At 41.3% G+C, this 25506-nt stretch carries 23 protein-coding genes and 1 pseudogene; all 24 read right to left on the minus strand.

Translation table 11 applies throughout. The annotated features are described in order from the left end of the window. Positions 1-37: 37 nt before the first annotated feature. The 24 genes and pseudogenes from flaG to ACHHV8_RS36150 all read right to left on the minus strand — a co-directional run bounded on the left by flaG (position 38) and on the right by ACHHV8_RS36150 (position 25505). Positions 38-409, minus strand: coding sequence for a flagellar protein FlaG (gene flaG / locus ACHHV8_RS36035; protein WP_395164227.1), 372 nt, complete (start codon positions 407-409; stop codon positions 38-40). Positions 410-627: 218 nt separating this feature from the next. Next, positions 628-1989 (minus strand): lipopolysaccharide biosynthesis protein RfbH, encoded by a 1362-nt coding sequence (rfbH, locus tag ACHHV8_RS36040; protein ID WP_395164228.1) that lies wholly within the window; start codon positions 1987-1989, stop codon positions 628-630. A 22-nt stretch (positions 1990-2011) separates the two neighbouring features. Further along, positions 2012-3658, minus strand: coding sequence for a glycosyltransferase family 2 protein (locus ACHHV8_RS36045; protein WP_395164229.1), 1647 nt, complete (start codon positions 3656-3658; stop codon positions 2012-2014). Between the two features lie 17 nt (positions 3659-3675). Next, the gene (locus ACHHV8_RS36050) at positions 3676-5145 is read right to left on the minus strand and encodes a methyltransferase domain-containing protein (protein ID WP_395164230.1); all 1470 of its coding nucleotides are present in this window, start codon (positions 5143-5145) and stop codon (positions 3676-3678) included. A 290-nt stretch (positions 5146-5435) separates the two neighbouring features. Continuing rightward, positions 5436-6311, minus strand: a complete 876-nt coding sequence (locus tag ACHHV8_RS36055) for an NAD-dependent epimerase/dehydratase family protein (RefSeq protein ID WP_395164231.1) — start codon at positions 6309-6311, stop codon at positions 5436-5438. Next, the gene (gene neuC, locus ACHHV8_RS36060; RefSeq protein WP_395164319.1) at positions 6311-7483 is read right to left on the minus strand and encodes a UDP-N-acetylglucosamine 2-epimerase; all 1173 of its coding nucleotides are present in this window, start codon (positions 7481-7483) and stop codon (positions 6311-6313) included. The genes ACHHV8_RS36055 and neuC overlap by 1 nt, the downstream gene beginning before the upstream one ends. 6 nt (positions 7484-7489) lie before the next feature. After that, positions 7490-8530 carry an N-acetylneuraminate synthase family protein gene (locus ACHHV8_RS36065; protein WP_395164232.1) on the minus strand — a complete coding sequence of 347 codons (1041 nt, stop codon included), beginning with the start codon at positions 8528-8530 and terminating at the stop codon, positions 7490-7492. Beyond that, complete coding sequence (locus ACHHV8_RS36070; protein ID WP_395164233.1) at positions 8502-10280, minus strand: thiamine pyrophosphate-binding protein; 1779 nt, start codon at positions 10278-10280, stop codon at positions 8502-8504. The genes ACHHV8_RS36065 and ACHHV8_RS36070 overlap by 29 nt, the downstream gene beginning before the upstream one ends. A gap of 23 nt (positions 10281-10303) precedes the next feature. After that, positions 10304-11371, minus strand: a complete 1068-nt coding sequence (gene rfbG, locus ACHHV8_RS36075; RefSeq protein WP_395164320.1) for a CDP-glucose 4,6-dehydratase — start codon at positions 11369-11371, stop codon at positions 10304-10306. Next, entirely contained in the window at positions 11365-12138 is a 774-nt protein-coding gene (gene rfbF, locus ACHHV8_RS36080) for a glucose-1-phosphate cytidylyltransferase (RefSeq protein WP_395164321.1), read from the minus strand. Before rfbF ends, rfbG begins: the two co-directional genes overlap by 7 nt. 126 nt (positions 12139-12264) lie before the next feature. Continuing rightward, a complete protein-coding gene (locus tag ACHHV8_RS36085) occupies positions 12265-14118 on the minus strand; it encodes a tetratricopeptide repeat-containing glycosyltransferase family 2 protein (RefSeq protein ID WP_395164234.1) in 1854 nt (617 codons plus the stop codon). Positions 14119-14183: 65 nt separating this feature from the next. Continuing rightward, complete coding sequence (locus ACHHV8_RS36090; protein ID WP_395164235.1) at positions 14184-15902, minus strand: flagellin N-terminal helical domain-containing protein; 1719 nt, start codon at positions 15900-15902, stop codon at positions 14184-14186. Between the two features lie 167 nt (positions 15903-16069). After that, positions 16070-16297, minus strand: coding sequence for a carbon storage regulator CsrA (gene csrA, locus ACHHV8_RS36095; protein ID WP_395164236.1), 228 nt, complete (start codon positions 16295-16297; stop codon positions 16070-16072). A gap of 4 nt (positions 16298-16301) precedes the next feature. Next, positions 16302-16754, minus strand: a complete 453-nt coding sequence (gene fliW / locus ACHHV8_RS36100) for a flagellar assembly protein FliW (protein WP_395164237.1) — start codon at positions 16752-16754, stop codon at positions 16302-16304. Positions 16755-16833: 79 nt separating this feature from the next. Next, positions 16834-17414: pseudogene (locus ACHHV8_RS36105) on the minus strand (DUF6470 family protein). Between the two features lie 12 nt (positions 17415-17426). Further along, complete coding sequence (gene flgL / locus ACHHV8_RS36110) at positions 17427-18341, minus strand: flagellar hook-associated protein FlgL (RefSeq protein ID WP_395164238.1); 915 nt, start codon at positions 18339-18341, stop codon at positions 17427-17429. Positions 18342-18383: 42 nt separating this feature from the next. Beyond that, positions 18384-19994 (minus strand): flagellar hook-associated protein FlgK, encoded by a 1611-nt coding sequence (flgK, locus tag ACHHV8_RS36115; RefSeq protein WP_395164239.1) that lies wholly within the window; start codon positions 19992-19994, stop codon positions 18384-18386. A gap of 32 nt (positions 19995-20026) precedes the next feature. Beyond that, the gene (locus tag ACHHV8_RS36120; protein WP_395164240.1) at positions 20027-20527 is read right to left on the minus strand and encodes a flagellar protein FlgN; all 501 of its coding nucleotides are present in this window, start codon (positions 20525-20527) and stop codon (positions 20027-20029) included. A gap of 36 nt (positions 20528-20563) precedes the next feature. Beyond that, positions 20564-20857, minus strand: a complete 294-nt coding sequence (gene flgM, locus ACHHV8_RS36125) for a flagellar biosynthesis anti-sigma factor FlgM (RefSeq protein ID WP_395164241.1) — start codon at positions 20855-20857, stop codon at positions 20564-20566. Positions 20858-21483: 626 nt separating this feature from the next. After that, on the minus strand, positions 21484-22296 hold the full coding sequence (locus ACHHV8_RS36130) for a ComFC family protein (RefSeq protein ID WP_395164242.1): 813 nt from the start codon (positions 22294-22296) through the stop codon (positions 21484-21486). Positions 22297-22352: 56 nt separating this feature from the next. Beyond that, positions 22353-23855 (minus strand): DEAD/DEAH box helicase, encoded by a 1503-nt coding sequence (locus ACHHV8_RS36135; protein WP_395164243.1) that lies wholly within the window; start codon positions 23853-23855, stop codon positions 22353-22355. 75 nt (positions 23856-23930) lie between these two features. After that, the gene (locus ACHHV8_RS36140; RefSeq protein ID WP_395164244.1) at positions 23931-24239 is read right to left on the minus strand and encodes a hypothetical protein; all 309 of its coding nucleotides are present in this window, start codon (positions 24237-24239) and stop codon (positions 23931-23933) included. 31 nt (positions 24240-24270) lie between these two features. Beyond that, positions 24271-24669 (minus strand): glycosyltransferase family A protein, encoded by a 399-nt coding sequence (locus ACHHV8_RS36145; protein ID WP_395164245.1) that lies wholly within the window; start codon positions 24667-24669, stop codon positions 24271-24273. A 110-nt stretch (positions 24670-24779) separates the two neighbouring features. Beyond that, a complete protein-coding gene (locus ACHHV8_RS36150; RefSeq protein WP_395164246.1) occupies positions 24780-25505 on the minus strand; it encodes a response regulator in 726 nt (241 codons plus the stop codon). Position 25506 lies beyond the last annotated feature (1 nt).

Below are 25506 nucleotides of genomic sequence, written 5' to 3' on the forward strand. Positions count from 1 at the left end.
GCATCGTGGTTGAACTTGTACTAGTCACACTGTTCACCTACCTTTTTTCATCAATTAACAAACCGATCTTGCTTTTCATCTCGGCAACCATGTCGAGGATCTTCTTGGAGGGGATTTCTTTGATAACTTCATCTGTTTGATTATCTACAACCCGCACATAATATTCCTGTAGTTTTTCATGAAGAACAAAGCTCAAATGCGTATTATTAGGCTGCATCATTTTGTTCAATTCATCGACCGATTTCATCAATTCCTGCCTTGCCGCCTCTTTATCCGCCGCCGCTCCCGACAACTCCATTGAATCCGCCTTGCCGTCACTCCGTTCTCCCGCTGCTTTCACTGCGCCTGGAACTGTTGGAAACGATTGAGGATTAGCCCCTCCTGCCGAATTGGCAAAAGAAATGTCCATGACTACCGACCTCCATCTTACATCTAATACTAATAGTATCGGAAAGAAGTGATACAGAGTTTAGGAAGAATGCAAAAATAATCGAATTTCGTAATATTCAAGCTACAAATTAATAAAAGAGCCTCTCCGAAAAAGGGCTCTTTTAGCATATTTCAATGACAATATAGCAACAACTTATCCCCAAATGGAGATTGGGATATAACTGCTCAAGGTTCTCGCTACAGGGAGTCCTCCGCCATCGCAATATTCACAAACTGCTTTATACATGCAATCATATAATCCAACATTTCTTGTGTCATCCCAGGATAAACTCCTACCCAAAAGCTTTGGTTCATTGCAAAATTAGTATTGACTAAATTACCTATTTGCCTATACCCCGTCTGCTCATTTCTCATTTCATCAAAGCAAGGATGCATAATCAAATTGCCTGCAAACAACATTCTGGTCTGCACGTGATGCTCCTCAAGATATGAGACAATATCATCCCTTGTAAAGCCAGCATCCTCTTTTACTCCTATTAGAAATCCAAACCAGCTCGGCTTAGAATTCTCACTTGGCTCCGGGAGAACCAGTACATTACTCATCGGATCAAGCCGGTTCTTCAAGTAATTCCAATTATCAATTCTGGCCTTGATGAAATACTCCAGTTTATCCAACTGCGCGCAGCCGATTGCTGCCTGCAAGTCAGTTATTTTCAGATTATACCCAAAATGGGAATACACATACTTATGATCATATCCAAATGGAAGCTGACCGTGTTGTCCATTAAATCTGTTACAGCATGTGTTGTCTATACCTGACGGACAATAACAATCCCGTCCCCAATCTCTTAAAGACAAAATAATTTTCGCCAATAGGTGATTATTTGTATAGACGGCGCCGCCCTCTCCCATCGTCATATGATGAGGCGGATAAAAACTGGATGTTCCTATATCTCCGATCGTTCCAGTTAATTTCCATTCTCCGTCGATATAATACTCGGATCCTAACGCATCACAATTATCTTCAACCAACCATAATCGGTGTTTTTGGCACCATTGCTTAAGCTCTCCTAGGTTAAACGGATTTCCTAATGTATGTGCAATCATCACTGCTTTAGTTTTGTGGGTCAATGCTTTATCCAGCTGGGTACAGTCAATGTTGTACTGCGGTATTGTAATATCGACAAATACAGGTACGGCCCCATATTGAATAATGGGAGCCACAGTAGTTGGAAACCCCGCTGCGACAGTGATGACTTCATCACCCGGCAAAATCCTTTTCTCCTTTAGTAACGGTGAAGTAAGTGCCATGAATGCCAGCAAATTAGCACTTGAACCAGAGTTACATGTATAGCAATGCTTTACATTTAAAAAGCGCGCAAATTGTTTCTCGAACTGTTTGGTATACTTGCCTGATGTTAACCAGAACTCCAGACTCGCATCCATTAGGTTTACAATTTCGTTGTCATCATAAACCCTGCCGGCGTAGTGAATTCGTTGATTCCGGTTAACATCTATGCTATCTTCATGTTTCTTTGCGTGATAGTATTCTTTAGTTAATTGCATGATTTCAAGCCTGAGTTGGTCACTATTTTTCAATGCTTTACTCTCCTATTTCATATTAGTTAGTCCAGCAGTACCAATAACCAGTTATGCCTTGGATGGTCTTATCAGCATTATATTTTTTAAGTAATTCTACATCTTTATCATTTACGGCACATATAGCCAGTATCCCAGCTTTAGAGAGTTTACTTCTAAGGGTATCAAAGCTTTTCGGCATTTGAAGTATTTGTTCTATATTAGATTCCAATAAAATGTAGTCAAAAGAAATATTATCAAAAGCATCAATCGCGTTATCTTTGGCATGAATTACTTCTGTACTGTATACATCTAAATCAAGAATATACCGTTCGTCATCTGTAACATTATATAAACCTATGTCTTGGTTTCCTGCCTCTTTGTGAATTGTTTTAATCTTGAGAGGATTTGATCCAAATCCAGAATTTATACCCAAAATGTTAACTTGTCCTACAGCTTTGATAGCCAAGGACTGTATAAATTTTTCATCATAGCAAAACCCTATGCTCCATGCATCAACACCATGTCGCTCCATAAATAATTTGCGGCTTTTTTCAAGTGTATTTTCCTTAACTTGAGCTTCTTTAAGGGTCACACTTCCAAAATGATGGCAAAAGCAATCTTTAGCTAAAACCATTTTGTAACCAGCGCGTCTTAATCGCAGTGCTAAAGCATCATCACCGAATTCACTGTAAACGAAGTAACGGTCTATAGAACCTATACCACGTGATGAAAACAAGACATCACTTCTATATAGAGAAAGTGGATTACAGAGTCTTGTTCGTTCCTCCCAACGAGATGGATCTGAAATATTATTTGCTTTTGCAAAAGCATGCATTTCTTCAATAGAGGAATACTCTGCTGGTATGGTCTGATAGTTTGAGATATTAGGTGTTGTGGGCACTACCATTGCTATTTGAGGATCCGACTCAATACATTTAATAAGGTTATCCAAGTAATTCTCTGTAACGACAACATCATTCGAAATAGACAAAACATATCTTCCTTCACAAATCCGACGCGATGCTCTTATATCCGCGAAGCTGTTTTTCAATAGAGTGATTCCTTTATTACACTGAAGGCTGTCAAAATATTCTTGTGTATGGTCACTTGAACCATTATTAATAAAAAACAACTCATAATTTACATAACTAGGAGTGAACTTCAAAATACTTTCAATACACTGTTTTGTATATTCAAGTTTATTGTAGGCAAGGACATAGATGGACACATCATATTTATACTGATTTGTTTGCATACTTTCTTCTGTGTATGAGTTTATACCCATCTGAACAAATTCTTGAGCATAATGTAATTGTTCCTTATCTTTATTACCGAAGATACAAGTAAAAAAGTAAAAATCATAATAAAACTCTTGAATTATAGGAATAAGTTCAAATTGAATTTTTGATATGCCCTTATCTGACCGAGTCTTTAAAAACCTAAAAATATTATTTATGGAAAAAATCAAGTTTTCACAAGTTACTGGAGCGGAAATAAAGGGTATTTCCTCCTTTATTTTTTGAACAAGCGGGTATAAAGACTGTATCATATCCTTCATATCGCTTCCTGTTAATTCGATTTGACCATAATTTTTTGCGGTTGCACATTCAAGCATATATTGTGCCGCCTCCAATAAAGTTTCAATACACTCAAGAATTTGGATCGCTAACGCCTCATCCTTTAACACGAAATGCCTCCCTACTTCTAGATCCTAAAAATACCAAATTCGCGTAACTTGCCGGTGCCGGTAGTAATTGATAACTTCTGGTATTTTTTAAACTTAGTGTTTCTAATAATCAGTTCTTTTTCCAACTCTGGTTTGTCACCGGATTCCCATATAATCATTTCAGAAACCATACTATTCAATCGTTCAAAGAAAGATTCTAAAATTTCCGGTGTTTCAAGATACCAATACAGCACGGTCATTAACAAGGCTATATCATAGCTTTCTGTTGCCTCGATATCTTCAAACTTCCCATATACGTAATTAACATTCGTATTTTCTAGAACGCTTATAGCTTTAGCCAGTTCATATATATTTTTATCCATTTCAATTGCGGTAACCTTGAGTCCTTCTCTTGCAAACATGCGTGCATTGTATCCGTTATTACATCCTATATCGATTAACTTTTTCCCTCTCAAATTTATTCCTCGGAGTGCTTTAAACGCCAACTCTACTCTTGTCGGAAACACAATATCTCGAAGTGTTGAATACCTGTAAAAAGTAGGATGCAGAATGGATGTGTAGATGTCGTTTATTTTAAAATCGCCAAGAAGCTCAATTAAAGGTGAAATATTTGACTTATTAGTATAAGCATTATAATCGTTTAATGACATCATAGCATAAATATGTCTAACACCTTTACTATATAAAAATGTAGCTCTATGCAATCCATCGATAACGCTAAAAAAGCCTCTATTTTTATCGTACTTTACAGTTATAGGTTGGGTATGTTCTTTATAGTATGAAAAGCCTTGCTGTAAAATAGACATTTGCTTATCATAGAATTCTTTTCTCATCATAAGCACCTTCTCAGCTTGCGAATCACTCGTAGCCTTAAAAAGTTTAAGGTAGGCGCTAGGATAATTTTCGCTAGCTCCGCTTAGATAATCAAACAGTTCTGGATAATATGGTGATCTATAGATTTGATAATCTATAGGATTATTTTCTAAAAATTCGTCGGAAGCTGCTAATACACTATCTCCATTTGAATGTCTAAGTTCTGAATTTACCCTCAATAATTCGACAGGAATTTGCGTAATAATAGTATCATTCACTAAGTCATGTACAATTTCAGCATTACCGTACTTAGTTTCTGTACGGTAAGTTGAAGGTCTAGTAAGTACGGCGGTACGGTTCCCCCCCAACATCTTCCCAAAAAAATTAATATGTCCCTCTTCATAGCTAATAATGATTTTATTTACTGGTATTTTATATAAAAGTAGCTGGTTAGCCATTTCAACATAATTAGTACGGGATGTTATTAAAACATAGTCGAAATCTATATTTACGATTTCTTCAGGTTGTTTAATTATGATCCCGTAATATTCCTTACCTATCCGTGAAGGAGAATTATCGATGCTAGCAACAATTTTAACGTCTTTGTTAAAGCCACCAGTCTCAAATAGCAGGGTTGCGTTTATTGCCGTACCAAATATAACCAATTTTATCATTTGACACTCCACCTTAATTATAGTTACCATCTTTTGTGCCACTAATATTGAAATACCAAACCCCTAAATTAATGCAACAAATAATCAAAACTATAGGTAAGCGAAAACACGCTCGCTAATTTAATTAATTTATGAAAGTGCAAGTAACTGCAATGCAAGTAACTGCAATTAATTTTATAATCTTCGCTTTCGTTCCCAATATATTAGAGGAACATTCAACTAGGAGTACTTAAATAATTTGCCACTATTATGAGGCTGGTGTTACACAAATGTCCTATATTCGACAAATCTTAACGCTTCATCTTCCAAATTCCATTTAAAAAATTTATTTCAGGCTTCCAGCCCAGCTCTAATTGAATTTTTTTTACATCCACTTTAAGTTGAACAACGTTCACATCAGTTTCAACATTAAATTTCAAGGTAGAAGACGGGCTTATTAAATTTCTTGCCTCTACTATATACTCTTTAAGTGGCCGACTATCCCCCGAAGCTAGGTTAAAAAGCCCCGTTTTGCCTTTATCACCGAGCAAATACAGAGCATCAGCAGCATCATCAATATATAAATAATCCCAAATCTGATTCCCGCTTGTAAGTTCAGGGATTTTATTTTCTTTAAAACTTTTAAACAAATAGGAAATTAGAGTATTGGGATTGTCTCCTTCCCCGTAAACACTGAACACTCTTACCCATGTAAAGGGAATGTTTAACTGACTTGCTAAACTACTCAATATGTAGTAACAAGCTAGCTTACATGAACCATACGCTGTATTAGGAGCAGTAAGCGTATCTTCATTTATTTCATGATTAACAATCCCATATTCAGCTTGAGACCCGGTCACAAGAAACTGTTTAATCCCTATCTGATATGCAGCTTTCATAGCATTAACAGCTATATTTATATTTTTCATTTGACCCTGGAGGTCATTTCTAGTCCCCTCCCAAGCCAGATGATAAAATACATCGGCGGAGTTCACGTATTCAGACAAATCAAACTCCTCTTCCATGTCTACTTCAATGATCTTGATTCCGTCGATATGGTTTAAGCGTTCGCGTCTTTTTGAATTACTTCTGACCAGCACATAAACAAATACCCCGTTATTTAAGAGCGTTTTTAATAAACCAAACCCCAAGAATCCCGTTCCACCCGTTAGTACGGCCGTTTTCATTAGAAGCATACCTCATTAATATAATTTTGAATCGCTTGCTGGGTTACTCCAATATCAACAAACTTCTTTTGGGTTGATGCCTCATATTTAGACTTTAGATTTTCAACAAAAAGTTTTGAGCTATTTCCATCACCGAAATAATTCGAAGTAAACTTATAGAAGCCTGCTCGATGAATACAAGATAAAATTTTCTTGCGATTTTCTACCGTATGTTGAATATTCCTTAAGTAGGCCCTCTTATATCTACCCTGCTGTCTGGTTCCCAAATCAATGGCAGGAATTCCAAAAACGCAAGCCTCTCGTATTCCAACACTTGAATTACCAATAATAAATTGAGCATATTTTAATAAGCATAAGAAATTCTCAAAAGGCAAAGAGCGAAACAGCTTGTACCTATCATGATCTTTATATTTTTCAATCTCTCTAATAATGATATCACTGCCAAGATCGTTGTTTGGATATATCATGATATAGTTTTTCCCACTTGCCTCTGTTGCCTTTAAAAGTTCCTCAATATGATGTTGAATGTCCAAAAGCTCAGTAGTAACAGGATGATATATAAAAATTGCATAATCTTGAAAAAGAATACCATGTTCCTTCTTAACGCTATCTAATGGAGGTAAATCAGATGAAACCATGACATCTATGTCTGGTGATCCGATTACAAATACGTTCTCTTCTTTTTCACCTAGCTGGAGAATTCTCAGTTTCGACTCATAATTCGCCACAAAATGAAACTGCGCCATTTTACTGATCGAATGCCTTATTGCTTCATCAACAGTACCTGTTACTTCACCACCCTCGATATGTGCAATTAGAATATTATTTAGCATACCAGAAATAGCTCCAGCTAATGCTTCTACTCGATCTCCATGAACTACAATTAGGTTTGGATTTGCCGCTAATAAATAAGAGTTTAGTGCAACTATTGTACTGGCCAGGTCAACATCCATTTTCCTTGTATAATTTATTTCTGAAGCACAATATACATTTTCGTACCCATCATTAAGTACCTCTTGATAGGTTGATCCGAATTCCTCCAGCAAATGCATTCCACATACAAAAACAGATACTTTGAAAATCTTTTGCGTTTCTCTAATAAGTGGCTTCAACTTGCCATAGTCTGCTCTGGTTCCCGTTATGAATACAATATTTTCAATTTTACTCTTCATCACAATCTACAGTACCATTTCCCAAGAAATATGCGTATCTGCTTTAATATTGATTTTCGCTGTTCTACCGATCACCTTTTCATAATCAATAGCTTTAACTTCACCCGTTCCTGGCCTTTTCACCCAGAGATTCCCCATTGTAAACTTTTCACCAGCTTTAATATCCGCAACAGTTACTGCCGTTGCAAAGGCAAAATCCATTGTAACTTGTTCCTCCGCTAATGGGACTTTTTCTCCGCCGCGCATTTGAAATACTTCTTTCGAGGCATCCAACAATGCTTTTAATTGACTCTCATCCATAGAACAAACGATATCATTCCCCACTCTGTCCATCGTGTCAGTAAAATGACGTTCTACAATAGATGCACCTAAAGCCATTGCTGCGATACAAGCATTATTATTTGTAGTATGATCAGATAACCCAATAGGAACCCCAAACTCTCGCAGTCTTGTCATAGCACCAAGCCTAACAAATTTAGCTGGTGTTGGATATAAATTAGTCGTATGCAATAAGGCAAACTTACAATTATTCTTAATAAGAATATCAACAGCCCGACTTACTGATTCCATATCATTCATACCTGTAGACACAATCATGGGCCGACCCATTCTAGAAATTAAATCAATCAAAGGATAATTGTTCATTTCGCCAGAACCTATTTTAAAAGCGGAAACACCAAATTTATCGAGTCGCAAAGCAGCAGCCCGACTGAAGGGAGTACTTAGGAACACCATTCCCTTCGACTCAACGTACTCCATCAGTTCTTTCTCTTGTTCTTCGTTTAACGCACACTCACTCATAACATGATAGATCGATTTAGTTGAATTGCCTGGTATAACGCGCTTTGCATCACTACTCATTTCGTCCTCAATAACGTGTGTCTGATGCTTGATGATTCTCGCTCCTGCTCTTGCTGCAGCATCAACTATCTTAAAGGCCGTCTCCAAAGATCCGTTATGATTAATACCCATTTCCGGGATTACTAACGGTTCAAACTCTTCACCGATTGCTATATTTTCAATACTGAAACTTAGCATATTTTTCATACTCCTCCTGTGTTAAAAATGGAGATAAATCATCTATTGCCGGTGATATAATACTTCCATCAGGAAGCTTCTTGCTCATTACCTTAGGCTCAATAGGTTGCTTTGTATCCTGAATAATTTCACAGAGACCAAAAGAGTCCAAGGCTAACAACCAATCCAACCCATTGTCAATGTCATCATGACATGAAACTTTCTTGTACGGCAAACCATACGCATAACTAATCTTCTCGAAATCAGGGAAGCTGATCCCACTTTCCTTGGTGCATCCAGCCAAATCACCACCAAAGAAATTAGTTTGCGTTTGTACAATAGCTTGATAACCATAATTGTTAAATATAATAAACTTTACCGGTAAATTATTATGAACAATGGTTTGTAACTCCTGAATATTCATTTGGAAGCTTCCGTCACCAGTCGCACATAATACGGGCTTCCCAGATGCAACCGCTGCCCCTATAGCGGCTGGAATATCATATCCCATTGTTCCACAATTAACACTTCCAAAAAGTCGTTGCCCTCGTTTGGAAATTCCCATCTGTAATACTGAAACGCAAGCACAACTATTCCCAACTACTGTAATACTATCTTCTGCGAGCTTCTCAAGTAGTTTATGCGAGAAAAAGTAAGGGTTAACTGTTTCGCTTTCATAGGCATTTTCAGGTATAAGTGCAAATCTGGCTTTTAGTGTATTACAATAATCTATCCAACTACCTTTTAATGGTAAACAATCGGTCACTTGTTTATTTAAGGAAATAATCACATCTGTTAAATCTGCATGAATAGGCATATCAATTTTTATTGTATTCTTTTTAAGTTCTTCTCCATCAATATCTACCACTATTTTCTCTGCTTTAGGAGCAAACGCAGTAAAATTAAAACCAGTTTGTTTAAATGACATTCTAGCTCCAAGGGAAAATACCAAGTCAGCATTTTGTATAATAAAGTTTCCTGCTCTTCCACCAAAAACTCCAAAGTTGCCAAAGTATAGAGGGTGGGAATTTTCAAAAATGTCGGCAACACTTGTCGGACAAAGAACCGGTATATTCAATTTAGAAACGAGTTCATATACTACAGTTAGGCAACTAGATTGTCTAACAGCCGAACCTAATATAATTACCGGAGCTTTTGCCCTTTTAATTTTATTTAGTATAACACTACAATCGTCCTCGATTAATGAAGATTCCATCGGAGTAGGAAGACCAATTAATTCTGACTCCTCAATTAAAGCACCTTGAACGTCTAAGGGAATATCAATCCAACAAGGCCCCTTTCGGCCTGTTGTAGCTTCATAAATAGCCTTCTCCAAATGATACTTTATATCTTTTGGGTCTTTTACCATAACAGCATATTTAGTCATGGGTTTTACAGATTCAATAATATTATACTCCTGTTCACCAAACTGTCTTAGGTTAAGACCTGTACTCTCAACAGTTGTTGCATACCTCGTTTGTCCAGAAATAATCAACATTGGTATTGAATCTAACCACGAACATAACACCCCTGTGATGGCGTTTGTTCCGCCGGGCCCAGTAGTCACACATGCAACAGCCATTTTATTATGAATACGTGCATACCCTTCAGCTGCGATAGCACTCGCTTGTTCATGGTGGTTATATATACATTCTATGTTTTCATGTCTACCAAAGGCATCATTAAGATGCATAGCACCACCACCTACAACAGAAAAAACACTCGTTATTCCGTTTCGAACTAAAAGATTTGCTATATAATCAGCTACTCGGATTTTCACAATCTTACAACCACCTTACGGCCTTATGACCAATATTTATTAATCTGATTGCTTGTTACTGCTTTGCATTCCCGGTCATTATAAAAAGCTTGATACCATTCCACAGTCATCTCAACAGCTGTTTCGATTGAATAAGCAGGCTTCCACCCCAAAACCGTTTTTGCCTTCGAGCAATCTAGCTTTAATGTTGTCGCTTCATATGGACCTTCTTCAGAAACAGATACCCACTTTGCTTCTGGGCCCCATTTTTTGCAAAACTCATCAACTAAAACACCAGTATTTATACAGTCCATCTCATCTGGACCAAAGTTGTAGCTTCCCTCATACTTATCCTTATTTTGATCCTGTTTTTGCGCTAGGAGCAAATAGCCCGAAAGACAATCTAACACATGCTGATATGGTCTTATCGAATAAGAATTTCTAACAATGATATTTTCATGTAAAGTGACAGCTCTTACACAGTCGGGTATTATCCTATCGGCGGCAAAATCACCACCTCCAATTACATTACCCGAGCGTGCCGTTGAAATGGCTGGTAAGTTGCTATTGCGAAAAAAGGAATTGCTGTAACTTGAAGTAATCAGTTCACTGCAAGATTTACTGTTAGAATAGGGATCTTGACCACAAAGTCGATCATTCTCTCTATATCCCCAATACCATTCATTATTTTCGTATACTTTATCTGTTGTAACATTTACAAATGATCTGACGTTTCCATATTGGCGTATACATTCCAAAATGTTGACGGTCCCCATTACATTCGTCTCATAGGTATACACAGGATTATTGTATGATTCTCTAACGATAGGTTGAGCCGCTAAATGAAATACTATATCTGGTTTCGCGCTGTTGAGTGCTTTTTGTAAGCACGCAATATCTCTAATATCGCCATTTATCGAACTCATCTCTGCTGATAAGTTTAAAATTTCATAAAGATTTGGTTTGTTGGGATGAGAAAGTGCGTACCCAGTGACAATGGCCCCTGCATGCAGTAGAATACTTGAAAGCCACGATCCCTTAAACCCAGTATGACCGGTCAAAAAAACTTTTTTGTTTTTCCAATAGGATTGATCTATTATCGGGATCACCACACTTTCCAAGGAGCATTGCCGCTCTTCCACAAATTTTCCAAATACGACCTATCCCTCACCGTGTCCATGGGACTCCAAAACCCATGGTGCTTGTATGCTGCGAGCTTCCCCAGACTAGCAATCTGTTCGAGAGGTTCACGCTCCCAAATTGTATAATTCCCCTCGATATAATCAAAGACTTCTGGTTGGCATACAAAAAAGCCACCATTCACCCAACCTACATCCCCTCTTGGCTTCTCCTTAAATGAACTGATCATATTCCCTTCTTCAATATCGATTGCACCAAAACGTCCTGACGGTTGAACAGCCGTTAATGTAACAATTGCATCATTTTTAATATGAAAATTAACTAAAGAAGAGATATTCACATCAGCTAATCCGTCACCATATGTTAATAGAAAGGGCTCATTATTAATATATTTCTTAATATATTTAATACGACCTCCAGTTTGTGTATCAAGGCCTGTATCTATAACTGTAACTCGCCATGGCTCAGCAGTATTTTGATGAATCTCCACATCCCCCCCTTCACGAAAATCAAAAGTGATATCAGAAGTATGCAAGAAGTAATTCGCAAAATATTCTTTAATAATATTTGCTTTATATCCGCAACAAATAACAAAATCATTAAAACCAAATGAAGAATAATATTTCATAATATGATATAAAATAGGACTTTCACCAATTTCGACCATTGGCTTAGGCCTGAATATAGATTCTTCGCTGATTCTAGTACCGTATCCTCCCGCTAGAATGACAACCTTCATCATCATATATCCCCCTGGCTCATCATAAAACAGCTATCTTATTGATATTACATATATCGACATTTTTTTTGCGTAATGTTATAACAAATTCATGGAAATCAGTATTTCATGAATTTGTCGTACCAATTAAACTTTCATCCAGCATAAAAATTGGTCTATTTCATCCACAGAATATCCTTGTTCCTTGGCTCGCTGGAATGTTTCAACTGCATCCTTATATCTCAGAAGCTTATATTCGCAATATGCCTTCTCAAAATAATTATGAGCTAGCTCATTACCTTCTTCACTTAAAGATTCTTCCCATTGCTCCAAAGCTAAATCAAATCTGTTAAAATCATTTAATAAGCTTCCAATCTCCTTGGAAAGTGGTATATCAAACGCATTTTTTATTCTTAGTAGTCTCCCCAGAATTTGCTCCTCATCCAGAATGACAAGTTCTTTTAATATAGCAAGATAGCCCGGAACATCTTCTTGACCTAAAATCAAATCGAGGCCTCCGCCATAAAAAACACTCGCCAATCTCTGATAGTCTCCGGGAATAATATCATGCAAAACGCTCCTTTCGAGCTCAACATAACTAACCAAGGTACAAACGACAATAAACAAAGCAGCCCACTGACCCGCTTCTTCTTCTTGATAACAGCTTTGAAAATATCGTAATGCCTCTTCGTAATTCTTGCTTCCTAACAATGCAAACATGAACGTGCTATCACTCTGCCCAAAGGTTTTATACCAAATATTCCAGAAATATAGCAAGGTCTTACCCATCTTTAAGGCAGAGAGTTCTCTGACAACAAATTGGATATCATTTTCAACTGTAATATCATAGATCTGTTTGAGAAAAATAATAATATCCTCTGCCCTTTGCTGCTTAATCAATCGAATCAAGCAATGAAACGCACCTTCGTGATATCTATTTTCTGTCAGAGCCTTAAAATAATTATCTAAAGCCAATTCAGGCTGATTTTTCAACTCAAATATGCGTCCGATTGTGTAATAAATGTCAGTGAGTAAGCCTGGTATCGTATTAAGCTCAACATCGTTATAACTCGCATTAAGCTCAACAGTCCTTTGAAAGTAATTCAATGCCTGCTCATATTGCTTACTTTCTAAATATTCTACAGCTAAATATCTATAAAAGTCAGGATGATTCGGAAATCGCTCCATTGCTTTCTCTATTTCAACTATAATCTCTTTATGTGGAAAATCAGCAGCTCTCATAGAACGAATAATATTATGATAAGCCTTTGTATTAAAACCATAAGCCAAATCTCCAGATTCAATATACTTTCGAGCATTGAATATGGCCTCATTATATTGACTCAAAGTAACGTAACAATCAGATAGGTACATATAAATAATATTTCTTTGCTTATTAGAATTGGAGTGAAGCCGCTGTTCTTTTAGCAGCATTTCTAAATTACGTTCTGCCTTACTGATAATCCGGTCCGCAGAATAGCCTGTGTGATAAACTACCAAGTCATTCTTACTAACATTAAATAAGTTGATAGTACCTGTTTTTTTGTAAATACTCTCGTGAATACTGTTCTTGTATCGGATATTATTATTATTTCTGAAGATTCGAACTAAGGAATTAGATTGTATGGCTCGTTTAGTCAATTCATCTATACTAATATGATGAAGAAGTAACGCGTCTACCTTATCATTCTCGTGTACAAGCTTCAGCAAATCCGGAATTTTCTCTCCAGAATGTTGATAAAAGTATTCATCTGCATCTAGAAAAATAATCCAATCCCCGCTAGCCTTCTCTATCGCATAATTTTTTGCATCCGCAAAATTGTTGTTCCATTCGTAATGAAACACCTTAGCTCCTAGTTGCTGAGCTAATTGCACAGTTCTATCTGTTGAGCCCGTGTCCACTACAATTGTCTCATGCGCCGCTTCCTTGAAACTTTCAATACATCTCTGGATGTTCTTTTCTTCATTTTTCGTTATCAAACAAGCGGATATCTTAAACATTTGAGCACCTCAACTTATTAAAAAAGAGCCAGAATAACCATCTGGCTCTCTCTTTATATTTTCTATTAACGAAGCAATTGAAGAACACCTTGGGGTTGTTGGTTTGCTTGAGCCAACATAGCTTGTGCAGCTTGAGCAAGGATGTTGTTTTTCGTTTGCTCCATCATTTCTTTTGCCATATCTACGTCGCGAATACGAGATTCAGCAGCAGTTAAGTTCTCGGAAGAAGTTCCCAAGTTATTGATGGTGTGCTCCAGACGGTTTTGAACGGCACCCAACTTGGAACGCTCGCTGGATACAGAGTTGATTGCTTTATCCAACACTGCGATAGATGCTGCAGCGCCCTCTTTAGTGGAGATATCAAGAGCTGCTTCGGACTTCACATCGTTCGTTCCGTTAGTAACAGAATTCGTTTTCGTGAAACCTGCTTGGCCGGCATTACCTGTGATACCAAGTGCTGCGGAGCGCATGTCACCGATTGTCAAGGACATCGATTGACCGGAGTTCGCACCGATTTGGAATTTCGTGGAGAATCCGGAACCTTGTGCGCCAGCTCCAACCACTTGATCAACATTGCCAATTGTTTCGGAATTGTCATAACCAAGCGCTGCTAATGCAGATCCTGTCCCATCTTCTACCGTGATATCTTTGCCTGTTTCGGAAATAAATTGAACTTTATTGTCCTTGGACAAGGAAGCAGTGACTTTACCGTCTAGACCCGCTTGCTGAAGGGCAGCATTCAGATCTTTAATCACATCAGCCATAGCCGCAGCCTTGGCATTATCGTCAACGCCAGTATTTGTTTCATAAGTTTTATCCGTTGTTCCAGTGTTCAACTTCACTTCTACAGCACTGTCAGTGCCAATGGTAAGTTTAATTGTTGCACCAGAAACAATAGTTGTATCAGCCGAATTACCCAATGCATTTGTTCCTTCAAGTCCTGCACGTTCTACTGTAGTAGGATCGCCTTTCACAGCATTCGCCGCGCCTACACTAGCAGTAGTAAGACCCAATGTAGTATCAGGACCTGATGCTGTGAAAGAAATCGTGCTGGAAGCTCCCTCGGACTTTGCGGTAAATACTAAATGATTGGTTGAATCCAATGTGATATCAACCAAATCAGACAATTTAACGCCGCCGGAAGTAATGTTTCCTAATTCAGCAATAAATTCATCCTTGTCTTCTTGCTCAATAGAGCTGGTTGTTGCGCCTAATGCGGAATCCAAAGTTGCAGAGGAAAGATCAAACGTTTGGTTATCAACGGTGATTTTCACAGCGCCAACAGTACCTGTGGATGTCAATGCATTAGCCATTGTCGCTTTTGCACTTGTAGCTTGAGTAACTTTCGCTCCATCAGCAGAACCGATACCACCGTTCAACAGCTTCTGAGTATTGAACTCAGTTGTGTTACCGATACGGTTGATCTCGGAAGTCAACTGGTTCATTTCGTCTTGCAGAGCGCCACGGTCTGTATCTGTGTTCGTTCCATTCGCAGATTGAGTAGCCAATTCGCGCATACGCTGCAGGATGCTGTGAGTTTCGTTCAATGCACCCTCAGCTGTTTGGATCAGGGAAATACCGTCTTGAGCATTACGGCTAGCTTGGTCCAAACCGCGGATTTGTCCACGCATTTTTTCGGAGATTGCCAAGCCTGCAGCATCGTCGCCAGCGCGGTTAATGCGAAGACCGGAAGACAATTTCTCGATGTTTTTGTTCGTGTTAGCTGTGTTGATGGACAATTGGCGGTGAGTGTTCAAAGCCGCAATATTGTGGTTAATAATCATGTTTCTTCCTCCTTGAAGTTCGTAGCCCCACATCCATGTGGTGGCCGTTTTATCGTGAGAAGAGGAGGAGTTAGGTCGGCCGCCCTACCCTCCTTCTCGCTCTATTATATTTATCGTACCTTTCGACTCAAAAATGAATAGCGATTTCCGATAAATTTTCTTTTATTCTACTTTTTTTTCAAGAAATTTCTCAAGTGATCTACGTTAATCGCCGTTTTGGATGCTTCTTCATTAGATTCCTTCAATGCTACGTAGATTTCCTTGCGTAAAATCCGCTGCTGCTGAGGGGCAACCACGCCTAATTTGACCACATCCCCCTCTGTCCCAAGCACAACCAGTTCAATTTGATCTCCGATCATAATCGATTCACCTGTTTTTCTCGAAAGAACCAGCATCTTATCACTCCCCTTCGTCCTGAACAGCAGCCATCAAGTCATGTATAGCATGCTTGGTCCGATAGGCTGAGTTATGTAATATGATTTGCTTCGCATTCCGGTTCTGCTTATTGATAATAATCGGAGCCATTAAATTCATGGTAGCTTCTTGGATATGCTCGTTACCCGTGACGATTGACCATACCTCAACATCCGCTTCAGATTGGATCCCAAGCTCGGACTGGTCGGCAGCTTCGATTTTAAATTCATAGTTCAAATAAACCGTAAACGGATTAATAATGATAAAGTGAACTCTACTGTCATCCAACGATTGCAAGCAGCCAAGCGAGCTCTCTTCATCTATATTAATAATCAAGAAGCGGTGATATCCTTCAAATCCCGGAATTCCTTGTGGAAATGTAATCACATCTTGTTCATCATATGTCACGGTGCCTAAGGCTATTGTGTCTAACTGCATGCTTCAGCATCCTTCCGTATTTGATAAAAAAGGAAGCTATAGGCCCACAGGGCAGCTATAGCTTTTTATATAGGTCATATTAAATTTTCATATCCATTTGGGGAGCTGTAATCTCCAGTTTTGGGTACTGCAGCATATAAATATCCAGCTTCCCGCGGTGATAGTTGATAATAGGCGGATTGACGGTGACACGATGCTCTACTTTGGCCGGTTCGAATTGAATATGAAACGGCCCGGCTCATATTGAATATCTATATTGTCATAAGAAGCCTCGCCCATATACATAAACTCATAGAAATCGATGTCCTTCGTGCTCTCCTGGGCCAAGGCTGCAATAGCATTCTCTCCCGTATGGATAGCGGCCATCCGGTTTCCGTCCTCGACAATTTTGGCTATCCCCTGCATGGCAATATTGCGGCATTCCGAATAAATTCTGTTGAATGCCTGCAGCGTAGGGCCATGACCTAACGCATCATGCCACCCGCTATTGTCGATAATGAGCTGCCCGGGGTTCGCATCGATCTCGAGCTTAGCCGGCGTAGTGGTAAGCTCCTGCTTCGCTTTCGGCTGCTGAATATCGAGTTGACCCGGATCGGCATCGATTCCAATTCGCCCATACTGCTGGCTGATCTGTATTTGAGGAAGACGAGAAATTGCCATCCAGCCTGTCTCCTATCTTAGGAAATCGATAAGGCTTGCGCTAATAATCTTGGATCCAACGGATAGCGATGCTTGATATACATTTTCATCCGTCTTAAGATTTGTAATAACTTCGGATATATCCGCATCCTCAGTCTTGGATTGCAGCGACTGCAGATTAATGCTGATATCCTGCAATCGGGATTGGGCTAATTCAATGCGATTGGATTTGGCGCCCACATCGGCTCTGACTTCCAGAAATCTGTCATTTTGCGTATCTAATCTTCCTATAATATTGCTGACTTCTGTCGTATCTCCCGCCCCAAGAGCCGCGGATAAATCTTGAATCACTTTAAAAATATTATCTTTTGTCCCCGGATTGTTAGGATCATCCGCATCTCCAAACACCTTGTTGCCGGGAATGTTCGCGGCAAGCCTTACACCGGTTCCAATTTCGAATTTAATCTCACCTTGATCCACCGCATCCGTACTAGCCGTTGCCTCGGTATACGGCGGTTTATCGGTTAATTGGCCATTGAACACATATTTCCCGTTAAATTCGCTATTTCCAATGGTGACCATTTGCTTGTACAGCTGATCGATCTCACTTTTGATAGCATCGAGAGCTGTCTGTGGATTCGTATCGTTAGCCCCTTCTACTGCGAGCTCCCTAACGCGTTGGATGACACTATTCGCTTGTCCCAAAGTCGTATCAGTATAATCGAGCCATGAAATAGCTGCATCCACGTTGCTTTCATACTGTTCGTTTGCCGAGACCTCACTCCGATAGCGGAGCGAGAAGCTGATGCCCACCGGGTCATCCGACGGTTTATTAATTTTCCGGCCAGTCGATAACTGATTTTGTCCTTCATTCATGCGATTTAGGTTACTGTTAATATTTCGAAGCAACTGGGTGTTAAGCATTCCCTGGGTAACTCTAGTCGTCATAAATATATTTCACCTGCCTCTTTATATAATAAGGTCACCTATTTAACGTCCAACAGTCCCCATACCATTGATGATTTTATCCAAACACTCGTCGAACGTAGTGAGGGCTCTGGCAGCCGCATTGTAAGCATGCTGGAACTTAATCATATTCGCCATCTCTTCATCCAAGGAAACGCCGCTGACCGCCTGTCTTCTGGAATCGACTTGATCTACGAGGATTTGCTGATTCGTCGCTTGGCGGGTCGCCTCCTGGCTCTGTACACCCAGCTCTCCAACGATCGATCGGAAGAACTCGTCAAAGGTACCATCCATTAAAACCGGCTTGCCTGAGGAGGTAGGATCGAAATTCACCTTATTATTACGCACGCCAGCCAAGAGAAGGGCCATATCGTTATTCCCTTTGACGACTTTCTCCACACCGTCTGTATCTATAAAAGTCCTCGAGGAGGACGATATATTGCTGACATCACTTACAATATCCGGATTGACCGTAATGCTGCTTGCATCGAAGCTTGTCGTACCCGGCTTCAAAGTAAAGAATGGAACCCCTGATTTCAAAGGACTGGAGGAGGAATAGCCCAGCTCATGAAGTCCGTTAAAGCCTTTGACAATAACATCCGTATTAGCCCCTAACGTCCGTTCCTCTAAAGTCCCGTTGAATTGTTTCTGCGTAGTAGTCCCGTCGGCATTGACCAACGTTAGCGTAGTATCGGCCGGAACGACCATTCCCTCAGGAAGCGATGTCTTCAAATCACCCTGCACCAGCGTATTAATCATACTGTTCAGCTGGAATTGGTAATTGGACACATAATAATCGCGCGATTGGATCAAGCCGTAGATTTCACCGCTTTTTAAATCTCCGCCCGCGACAGCAGCCGCTTCAAGTGATCCTCTGGACAAAACGGTGCTCACATCTTTCCCCGTTACAAGCGGGGTATTACCCATAGATACATTGTACCCACGTTCATCTTCCGTATAACTAATGTTCACGATTTGTGAAAGGTTATCCATCAGCAGATCTCTCTGGTCCCGAAGGTCGTTTGCATTATCCCCCAGGCCCTCGACACGGTAAATCTCTTCATTCAAATGAGCGATCTGTGAAGTGTATTGATTCGCTTGTTTTACCTTTACTTCAATATTCTCCGTCAAATCGTTCGAAAGATCATTTAATTGGCGCGAGGTTTGATTAAACGCATCCGTCATAGCCAAGGCGCGTTCTTTAACCAAAGCCCGCGCTGTCGTATTCTCCGGAGTCTTGCTGAGCTCCTGCCATGCATTCCAGAACCCTTCAATCGTCTGGCGAATCCCTGTATCCGACGGCTCATTAATGATGGCCTCAAGCTTATCCAACGTATCTTTACGGACAGACCAATCGCCTAAATCCTTATTTTCATTCTGGAACTGGCTGTCCAGAAATTTTTCTCTAACCCGAGTAATGCTATTAAACTCGACCCCTTGTCCCATTTGTCCGGGGACTGTACTGTTCTGCAAGCCGGGGTATTCGATCGGCCGGGAAGCTGTCATGTTGACGACTTGCCGGGAATAGCCATCCGTATTCGCATTAGCTATGTTATGCCCTGTTGTATTTAAAGCCGCCTGCTGTGTAAACAGGGCGCGCTTTGAAATCTCAAGACCCGTGAATGTTGACCGCATAGACGAATCATTCTCCTCTCATGCTCTAAAAACTACGCTCTCGTATCGAACAGTCCCACTCTTCTGGAGCCTTGAAGCTGATGATGCGGATGCTGATAGGTCACTTCGTTCTCTGGCGGACCTGCAATGATATCTACGGAATAATCAATAAAAGCAAGCGAATGCTCAATAAGCTGCTGATTCAATTGATTGGCTTCCTTTAGTTTTCGAATCGCCGACAACAGCTGCTTCTGCAAGCCCAGAATCGTTTTCTTGTCCTCTATATTAAAAAGAATTTTCGTTAAATCGCTGACGGTCACCTTCGGGTTAGGCTTATATCCCTTCTCAATCATAATCCGTCCTATGGCATCAATTCGTGCCTGATCCAATTCATTAATTTTCTTGACCAGCTTGTTTTCTTGATTAACAATCTTCATTAACTGCTCAACATCATTTCGGATGAGCACCTGCTTCTTCTGCTCAGCCAGCTCTAATAAAGTCTCATGAATGTCGGTCAACGCTGTTAATACTTCCGCTAAAGCTTGAAATGCCATGCTCATCCACCTGTTTGATCAGATTGTAAAACGCTTTTATTTGATAAAAGGAAATATTTTTTCCGCAAGGGCTCTGGCATCGATCTTATACGTTCCGTCGGAAACCGATTTCTTTAATGCCTCAACCTTTTCTCTTGCCCGCTCCGCGGCTGCCGGATTCTGGCTTTCAAGCAGCTCCTTCGCTTCGTCCGATATCTCCACTTGGTCCTTCTTTCTGCCTGTTTTTCCGGCGCTTTGAGCGGTTAATGCGTCCTGCGACTTTTTATAGGGATTGACTGGGCCGACCGGATTGATTCCATTTATCTTCAAGCTTACCACCTCGTTCTCCATTAAAAATAACTCCACCGAAAAAGCGTTACTACTTTTATCGGTGGAGTTACATAGAAAGTTTATATTAAAATGTGATTATCATCACCGATGTCGATCACGCAATCGGTCTTTTATATTATAAGATAACGGGTTGCTCTGCTGCAACAAGGCCTGTCTCCGCTGCTCATCCTCATGAAGATTACTTGTATCCTTTGCAAGTTTTTGACGGCAGGACTCACACATCGTATGTGACCGAATCGGTTCATGGCATATTTCGCATTGATAGAACATATTGGGATTACTTTTTATAGAAATACGGCCTTCCTTTATAAACTTGGTGATTTGCTTAACCGAGACTCCCGTTGCCTCGCTCAACTCATACAATTGACAGCTTTTGTTTTCCCGTAAATATTCCAAGCATAGCTCATACTCGTTTTCAATGTTCCTGATACAGCTGCCGCAAAGCCCATAATTGTTCTTCACATATATTTTTCCGCAGCGTGGACAATTATCGACGTTTAAGCTCATCACACAGCTCCCCCTTCCGCATAACTCATATATCGGTTTATATTTATCTATAGTGTAGCTTAAGGCCTGACAGCTTGTACACTGAATTTTTATTGACATCTTTGTACCGAATCGCTTAGCTACCGAGCCCAGCAAATACCATATATTTTCATTGGAATGCCGCTAGTCATCATCGTTCGCGCGCACTCATTCAACGTGCTGCCGGTTGTATACACATCGTCCACCAAATACAATCGGATTTCCGATTCAACCTGAGCGGCATGCGCCCCCAGCCTCCACATGGATTCAGGCAGGAAGCGAAATACGCCTTGCAGATCCTCTAGGCGATCCCCTCGCGTTTTAAAGCTTTGCTTATCGGTATGGCGTACTCGTTCCAACGTGGGAAGCACCGGCAGTCCTGTCCTTTTCCCTAGTTCCTCCGCCATCTGCTGGGCTTGATTAAAGCCCCTTTCCGCCAGTCTCATGTCGCTTAGCGGCACATAGGTTATGTATTCATACAAGGCGGTACCTGCTGCTGTTGTGGAAATCTCTGGGGTAGAAGCCTGCTTATGCAGATGGTAAGCATGAAGCAGCATCGTTCCGATCAAGCCGCGAAGCTTTTCGTGCCCTCGGTATTTATAAAGAGCCAGCCATTCCTTCATTTGCGGACTGTAGCTGACGGCGCTCCGATTCTGCTCAATATAAGGTTGAGGCCTGCGCACACAGTCGGGACAATCACCCGGTCTTCCGCAGTGGCTGCACTTTACTTGGAGAATCCATGGAATGGCCCGCTCACACGCCTTGCACAAAGGCAGCTGCGGATGTCCGGCATACGACGCGCCGCAAGTGATGCAGTTCAGACGGGTAGGAACCAAAAGCGTCTCCGTTTTATTTATAAATGCGGTTATCCAGCTCATGAGCCTACTAACCGGGCTCTTAGACAGTTCTCCCACGATTTGCCCCCTTTTCGATTAAATATCCCTTCTTGCGGGCGAGACGGTTCATCTCGTTAATCTGTCTTATCGCCTCCTGCTGCGCTCTCGTCTTCTCTTTCGCTGCAAAATATACCTTCCCTGCCGGATCCTCTGCGGACCGTCCTGCGCGGCCGGACATTTCGGACCAGCGCAGCGGCATCGAATATCTGCTCATCCGCATCCACTATGAGCACATCGGACTTAGGGATCGTCACTCCCCGCTCCAAGATCGTGGTCGTTACAAGAATCCGGGTATCCTTGCCGCGAAAATCCATGACCTTCTCCGAACGCTCGTCATCCTTAGATGAAGTGCCTCTAGTGACCACTTGATGAAAGGCTTGACTCAAAAGCCTGTTAAGCGGCTCTACCATATAAATTTTAGGCACGAACACAAATAGCTGCGCGCCCCGATCCATAGAAGCTTGAATGATACGGAGGAGACGCTGATCCAGCGTTGCATTTTGAATTTGTTTTTTTAATGGGTGACTCCGTATGAGCACAGGCACCGGCAGCGGATGCCGATGATATCTTGCCGTGACTTTTACATGAGGCAAGCGGCCGCTGGAGGTCGCCTTCTGAAGATGATACGGAGGCGTTGCCGATAGGAGCAAGGTCATGCCTCCCGTTTTGCAAACCTTTTCTGCGGCGTATTGCAGCATAGGATTATTATGATAAGGAAAGGCATCCAATTCATCGATGATGACAAGGTCAAATGCCTGTTCAAACCGCATTAGCTGGTGCGTCGTTGCTATCGTAATGTCGCCGTTCCCCCACCGCTCGTCGCTGCCTCCGTATAAAGTAACGACCGAAGCGGAAAGGGCGGAGAACGCTTTTTCAATTCGCGGCTTCAGCTCTAACACCACATCCCGCCGCGGCGTAGCGATGACCACCTTGCCGCCTTGTGTGATCATATAATGAATCATCGGAAAGATCATTTCTGTTTTGCCCGCCCCGGTAACCGCCCAGATAAGGAACCGGTTTGGTGAATTCCTAATTTTTGTATGCTTATGTAATTCAATCCCTTTCATAAATGTGAGTGCTTGACCGGACGCTTCTGCCTGAATCTCGCTTAAGCCCCAGGGCCGAATAAATTGGTTTAAGTCTTCATCCTCCTCCATCATTCGCTTTTCTTGGTAAACGGCATAGCCGGATTGTACTCTCTCCCTAGGCGCCACAATCATCACTGTACAATACCGGGATCTGCCCATGGTGAGGCACTGCTCGCAATACGGACATACTGTCCCGCAATACAGGCACTCCGTCATAACCATTTGTGAAGACCCGCCGCCGCAGCGCCGGCATTCGTAGCCTGTCTCCTTGTTTATGAGAGAGAATCTTGCCTTATGTTTCTGATGAATGCCTTGATGAAGCTCCCACAGCCCCCGCAAATAACCGGTTTGCAAATAAATGAGCGGTTCCGCCGATACGTCCTTCAACTGATATTCATCCAGCAGCTGGCGGACCTCATCCAACAGCAGGCTTCTTCCTTGCATAAGGGACGCCACACGTTCAAGCATTTCTTCTTGTGTTCCTGACAAGCTCCCTCCATAAGTGCGCACATAGGCCGCCGCTTGTTCCCTTGTGCACTCCATCAGCCGAAACTGGATGGGTGGTCATTGTCCCTGCTCTTTCCATTGTTTTATCAAATCAGCCGCTTCCTTATGGAGCCTTTCGAGCACATGCTGATAGAAAGCAGACCATGAGGATTTCCCTTCCCTTACATACCGGACATTCCAAATGAGTCTATTCATCTTCTCTTTAAGCAGAATGGCTTGTCCAAAGGAAAGAGCCGGGTCCAGCATCAAAATCCGCTCCGGATTCTTTTGCCGCCCGAGCCAGTATGCAACATCCGCTCTAACATCTAATGTGACCTGCCACGAAATCATTTCTCCATCTACAACTGCATATAAGACTGCCTTCATTTCTCACCCGCACATTATCAGATTTAGCCGATCAGATTGTTCTGTAAGCGGTTACCAAACCATCTTGCTGGCTAAGCCGAACGACAATGACCTGTTCATCTTCATGCTCAGCGATCCATGCATCGAATGCATTCACGGAATCGAAATGACATATATCAAGATGAAGCTCCTGGCGGAATCGTCCGGCAATAGCCAAGGTATCATCCGACGAACCTTCATCGGCCAATGTAACGTGGATGTCTCTCCCTTTTAGCCGCGAAAAAAAGTATAACGAACGAATGTACCATTCAATCTGCGCTTGATTATTATGAGTAATTAACAAAACCTGCGTTACGGCGCGCAACTTCCTCCGTTGATCGCGATAATACCAATGCACCAAGGCGATACTTGCAGCATAAATGCCTAAGATCCATAGTAACCCTAATAACATCGCGGCTCCCTCCCTTAAAAGCAGTATATGCCGCCTTAATCGGGTTGGTTCCTTGTCCTAGGGAAAATAGATCATCGCCTCAATGTTGTAAAAAAAGGGGATGCGCCCCTTTACAGCGTTACCCAGCCATTCTTGATAGCAATAATAACCGCCTGCGTCCGGTCATCCACTTCCATCTTCTGCAGGATGCTGCTCACATGGTTCTTTACGGTTTTCTCGCTGATATAGAGGAATTCGCCGATCATCTTATTGCTTTTGCCTTCGGCCATCAGCCGCAGCACTTCCGCTTCCCGGCGGGTTAACGGACTGTTATCGCTATGTACATATTTTACGCCGGCTTCCTTCGCTTGTCCGCCAGAGCCTGCAATACCAACCTCGTCCAGGTAGGTCATCCGGCGCAGCTGATTAATCAGCTTCCCTGTTACCTTCGGATGGATGTAAGCATGACCGGCCACAACAGAGCGGATAGCGTTGATCAAAGACTCTGCTTCCATATCCTTGAGCAGGTACCCGGATGCTCCTTTACGAAGCGTTTCGAATACGTAGCTCTCGTCATCATGAATCGAAAGGATAATTACCTTAATATCTGGAAAAATATCCTTCAGCTTCTCGGTAGCGACAACCCCGTTCTCGATCGGCATATTGATATCCATCAATACGATGTCGGGCGTCAAAGTATTACACAGCTCAATAACCTGGATTCCGTCGCCACATTCGCCGACAACCTCCAGGTCGTTCTCCATATTGATGATCCGTTTCACACCTTCACGAAATAACTGGTGATCATCGGCTAGTACCAGCCTGATATTGCGTTTGGTATTTCCTATGATGTCCACT

The organism is Paenibacillus sp. TAB_01 (genome assembly GCF_043945595.1).
In the GTDB taxonomy this organism is placed as follows: domain Bacteria; phylum Bacillota; class Bacilli; order Paenibacillales; family NBRC-103111; genus Paenibacillus_S.

Bases quoted from the DNA above. Each gene is read 5' to 3' on its own strand.
- fliW (WP_395164237.1), bottom strand. From the start codon at position 16,754: ATGCAGTTAGACACAATAGCCTTAGGCACCGTGACATATGATGAACAA.
- flaG (WP_395164227.1), bottom strand. From the start codon at position 409: ATGGACATTTCTTTTGCCAATTCGGCAGGAGGGGCTAATCCTCAATCG.
- csrA (WP_395164236.1), bottom strand. From the start codon at position 16,297: ATGCTGGTTCTTTCGAGAAAAACAGGTGAATCGATTATGATCGGAGAT.
- flgM (WP_395164241.1), bottom strand. From the start codon at position 20,857: ATGGAGAACGAGGTGGTAAGCTTGAAGATAAATGGAATCAATCCGGTC.
- flgK (WP_395164239.1), bottom strand. From the start codon at position 19,994: ATGCGGTCAACATTCACGGGTCTTGAGATTTCAAAGCGCGCCCTGTTT.
- ACHHV8_RS36085 (WP_395164234.1), bottom strand. From the start codon at position 14,118: ATGTTTAAGATATCCGCTTGTTTGATAACGAAAAATGAAGAAAAGAAC.
- ACHHV8_RS36055 (WP_395164231.1), bottom strand. From the start codon at position 6,311: ATGAAAACGGCCGTACTAACGGGTGGAACGGGATTCTTGGGGTTTGGT.
- ACHHV8_RS36145 (WP_395164245.1), bottom strand. From the start codon at position 24,669: ATGTTATTAGGGTTACTATGGATCTTAGGCATTTATGCTGCAAGTATC.
- flgL (WP_395164238.1), bottom strand. From the start codon at position 18,341: ATGACGACTAGAGTTACCCAGGGAATGCTTAACACCCAGTTGCTTCGA.
- ACHHV8_RS36065 (WP_395164232.1), bottom strand. From the start codon at position 8,530: ATGAAAAATATGCTAAGTTTCAGTATTGAAAATATAGCAATCGGTGAA.
- ACHHV8_RS36120 (WP_395164240.1), bottom strand. From the start codon at position 20,527: ATGGCATTTCAAGCTTTAGCGGAAGTATTAACAGCGTTGACCGACATT.
- rfbF (WP_395164321.1), bottom strand. From the start codon at position 12,138: ATGAAGGTTGTCATTCTAGCGGGAGGATACGGTACTAGAATCAGCGAA.
- ACHHV8_RS36050 (WP_395164230.1), bottom strand. From the start codon at position 5,145: ATGATAAAATTGGTTATATTTGGTACGGCAATAAACGCAACCCTGCTA.
- ACHHV8_RS36090 (WP_395164235.1), bottom strand. From the start codon at position 15,902: ATGATTATTAACCACAATATTGCGGCTTTGAACACTCACCGCCAATTG.
- ACHHV8_RS36140 (WP_395164244.1), bottom strand. From the start codon at position 24,239: ATGAAGGCAGTCTTATATGCAGTTGTAGATGGAGAAATGATTTCGTGG.
- neuC (WP_395164319.1), bottom strand. From the start codon at position 7,483: ATGAAGAGTAAAATTGAAAATATTGTATTCATAACGGGAACCAGAGCA.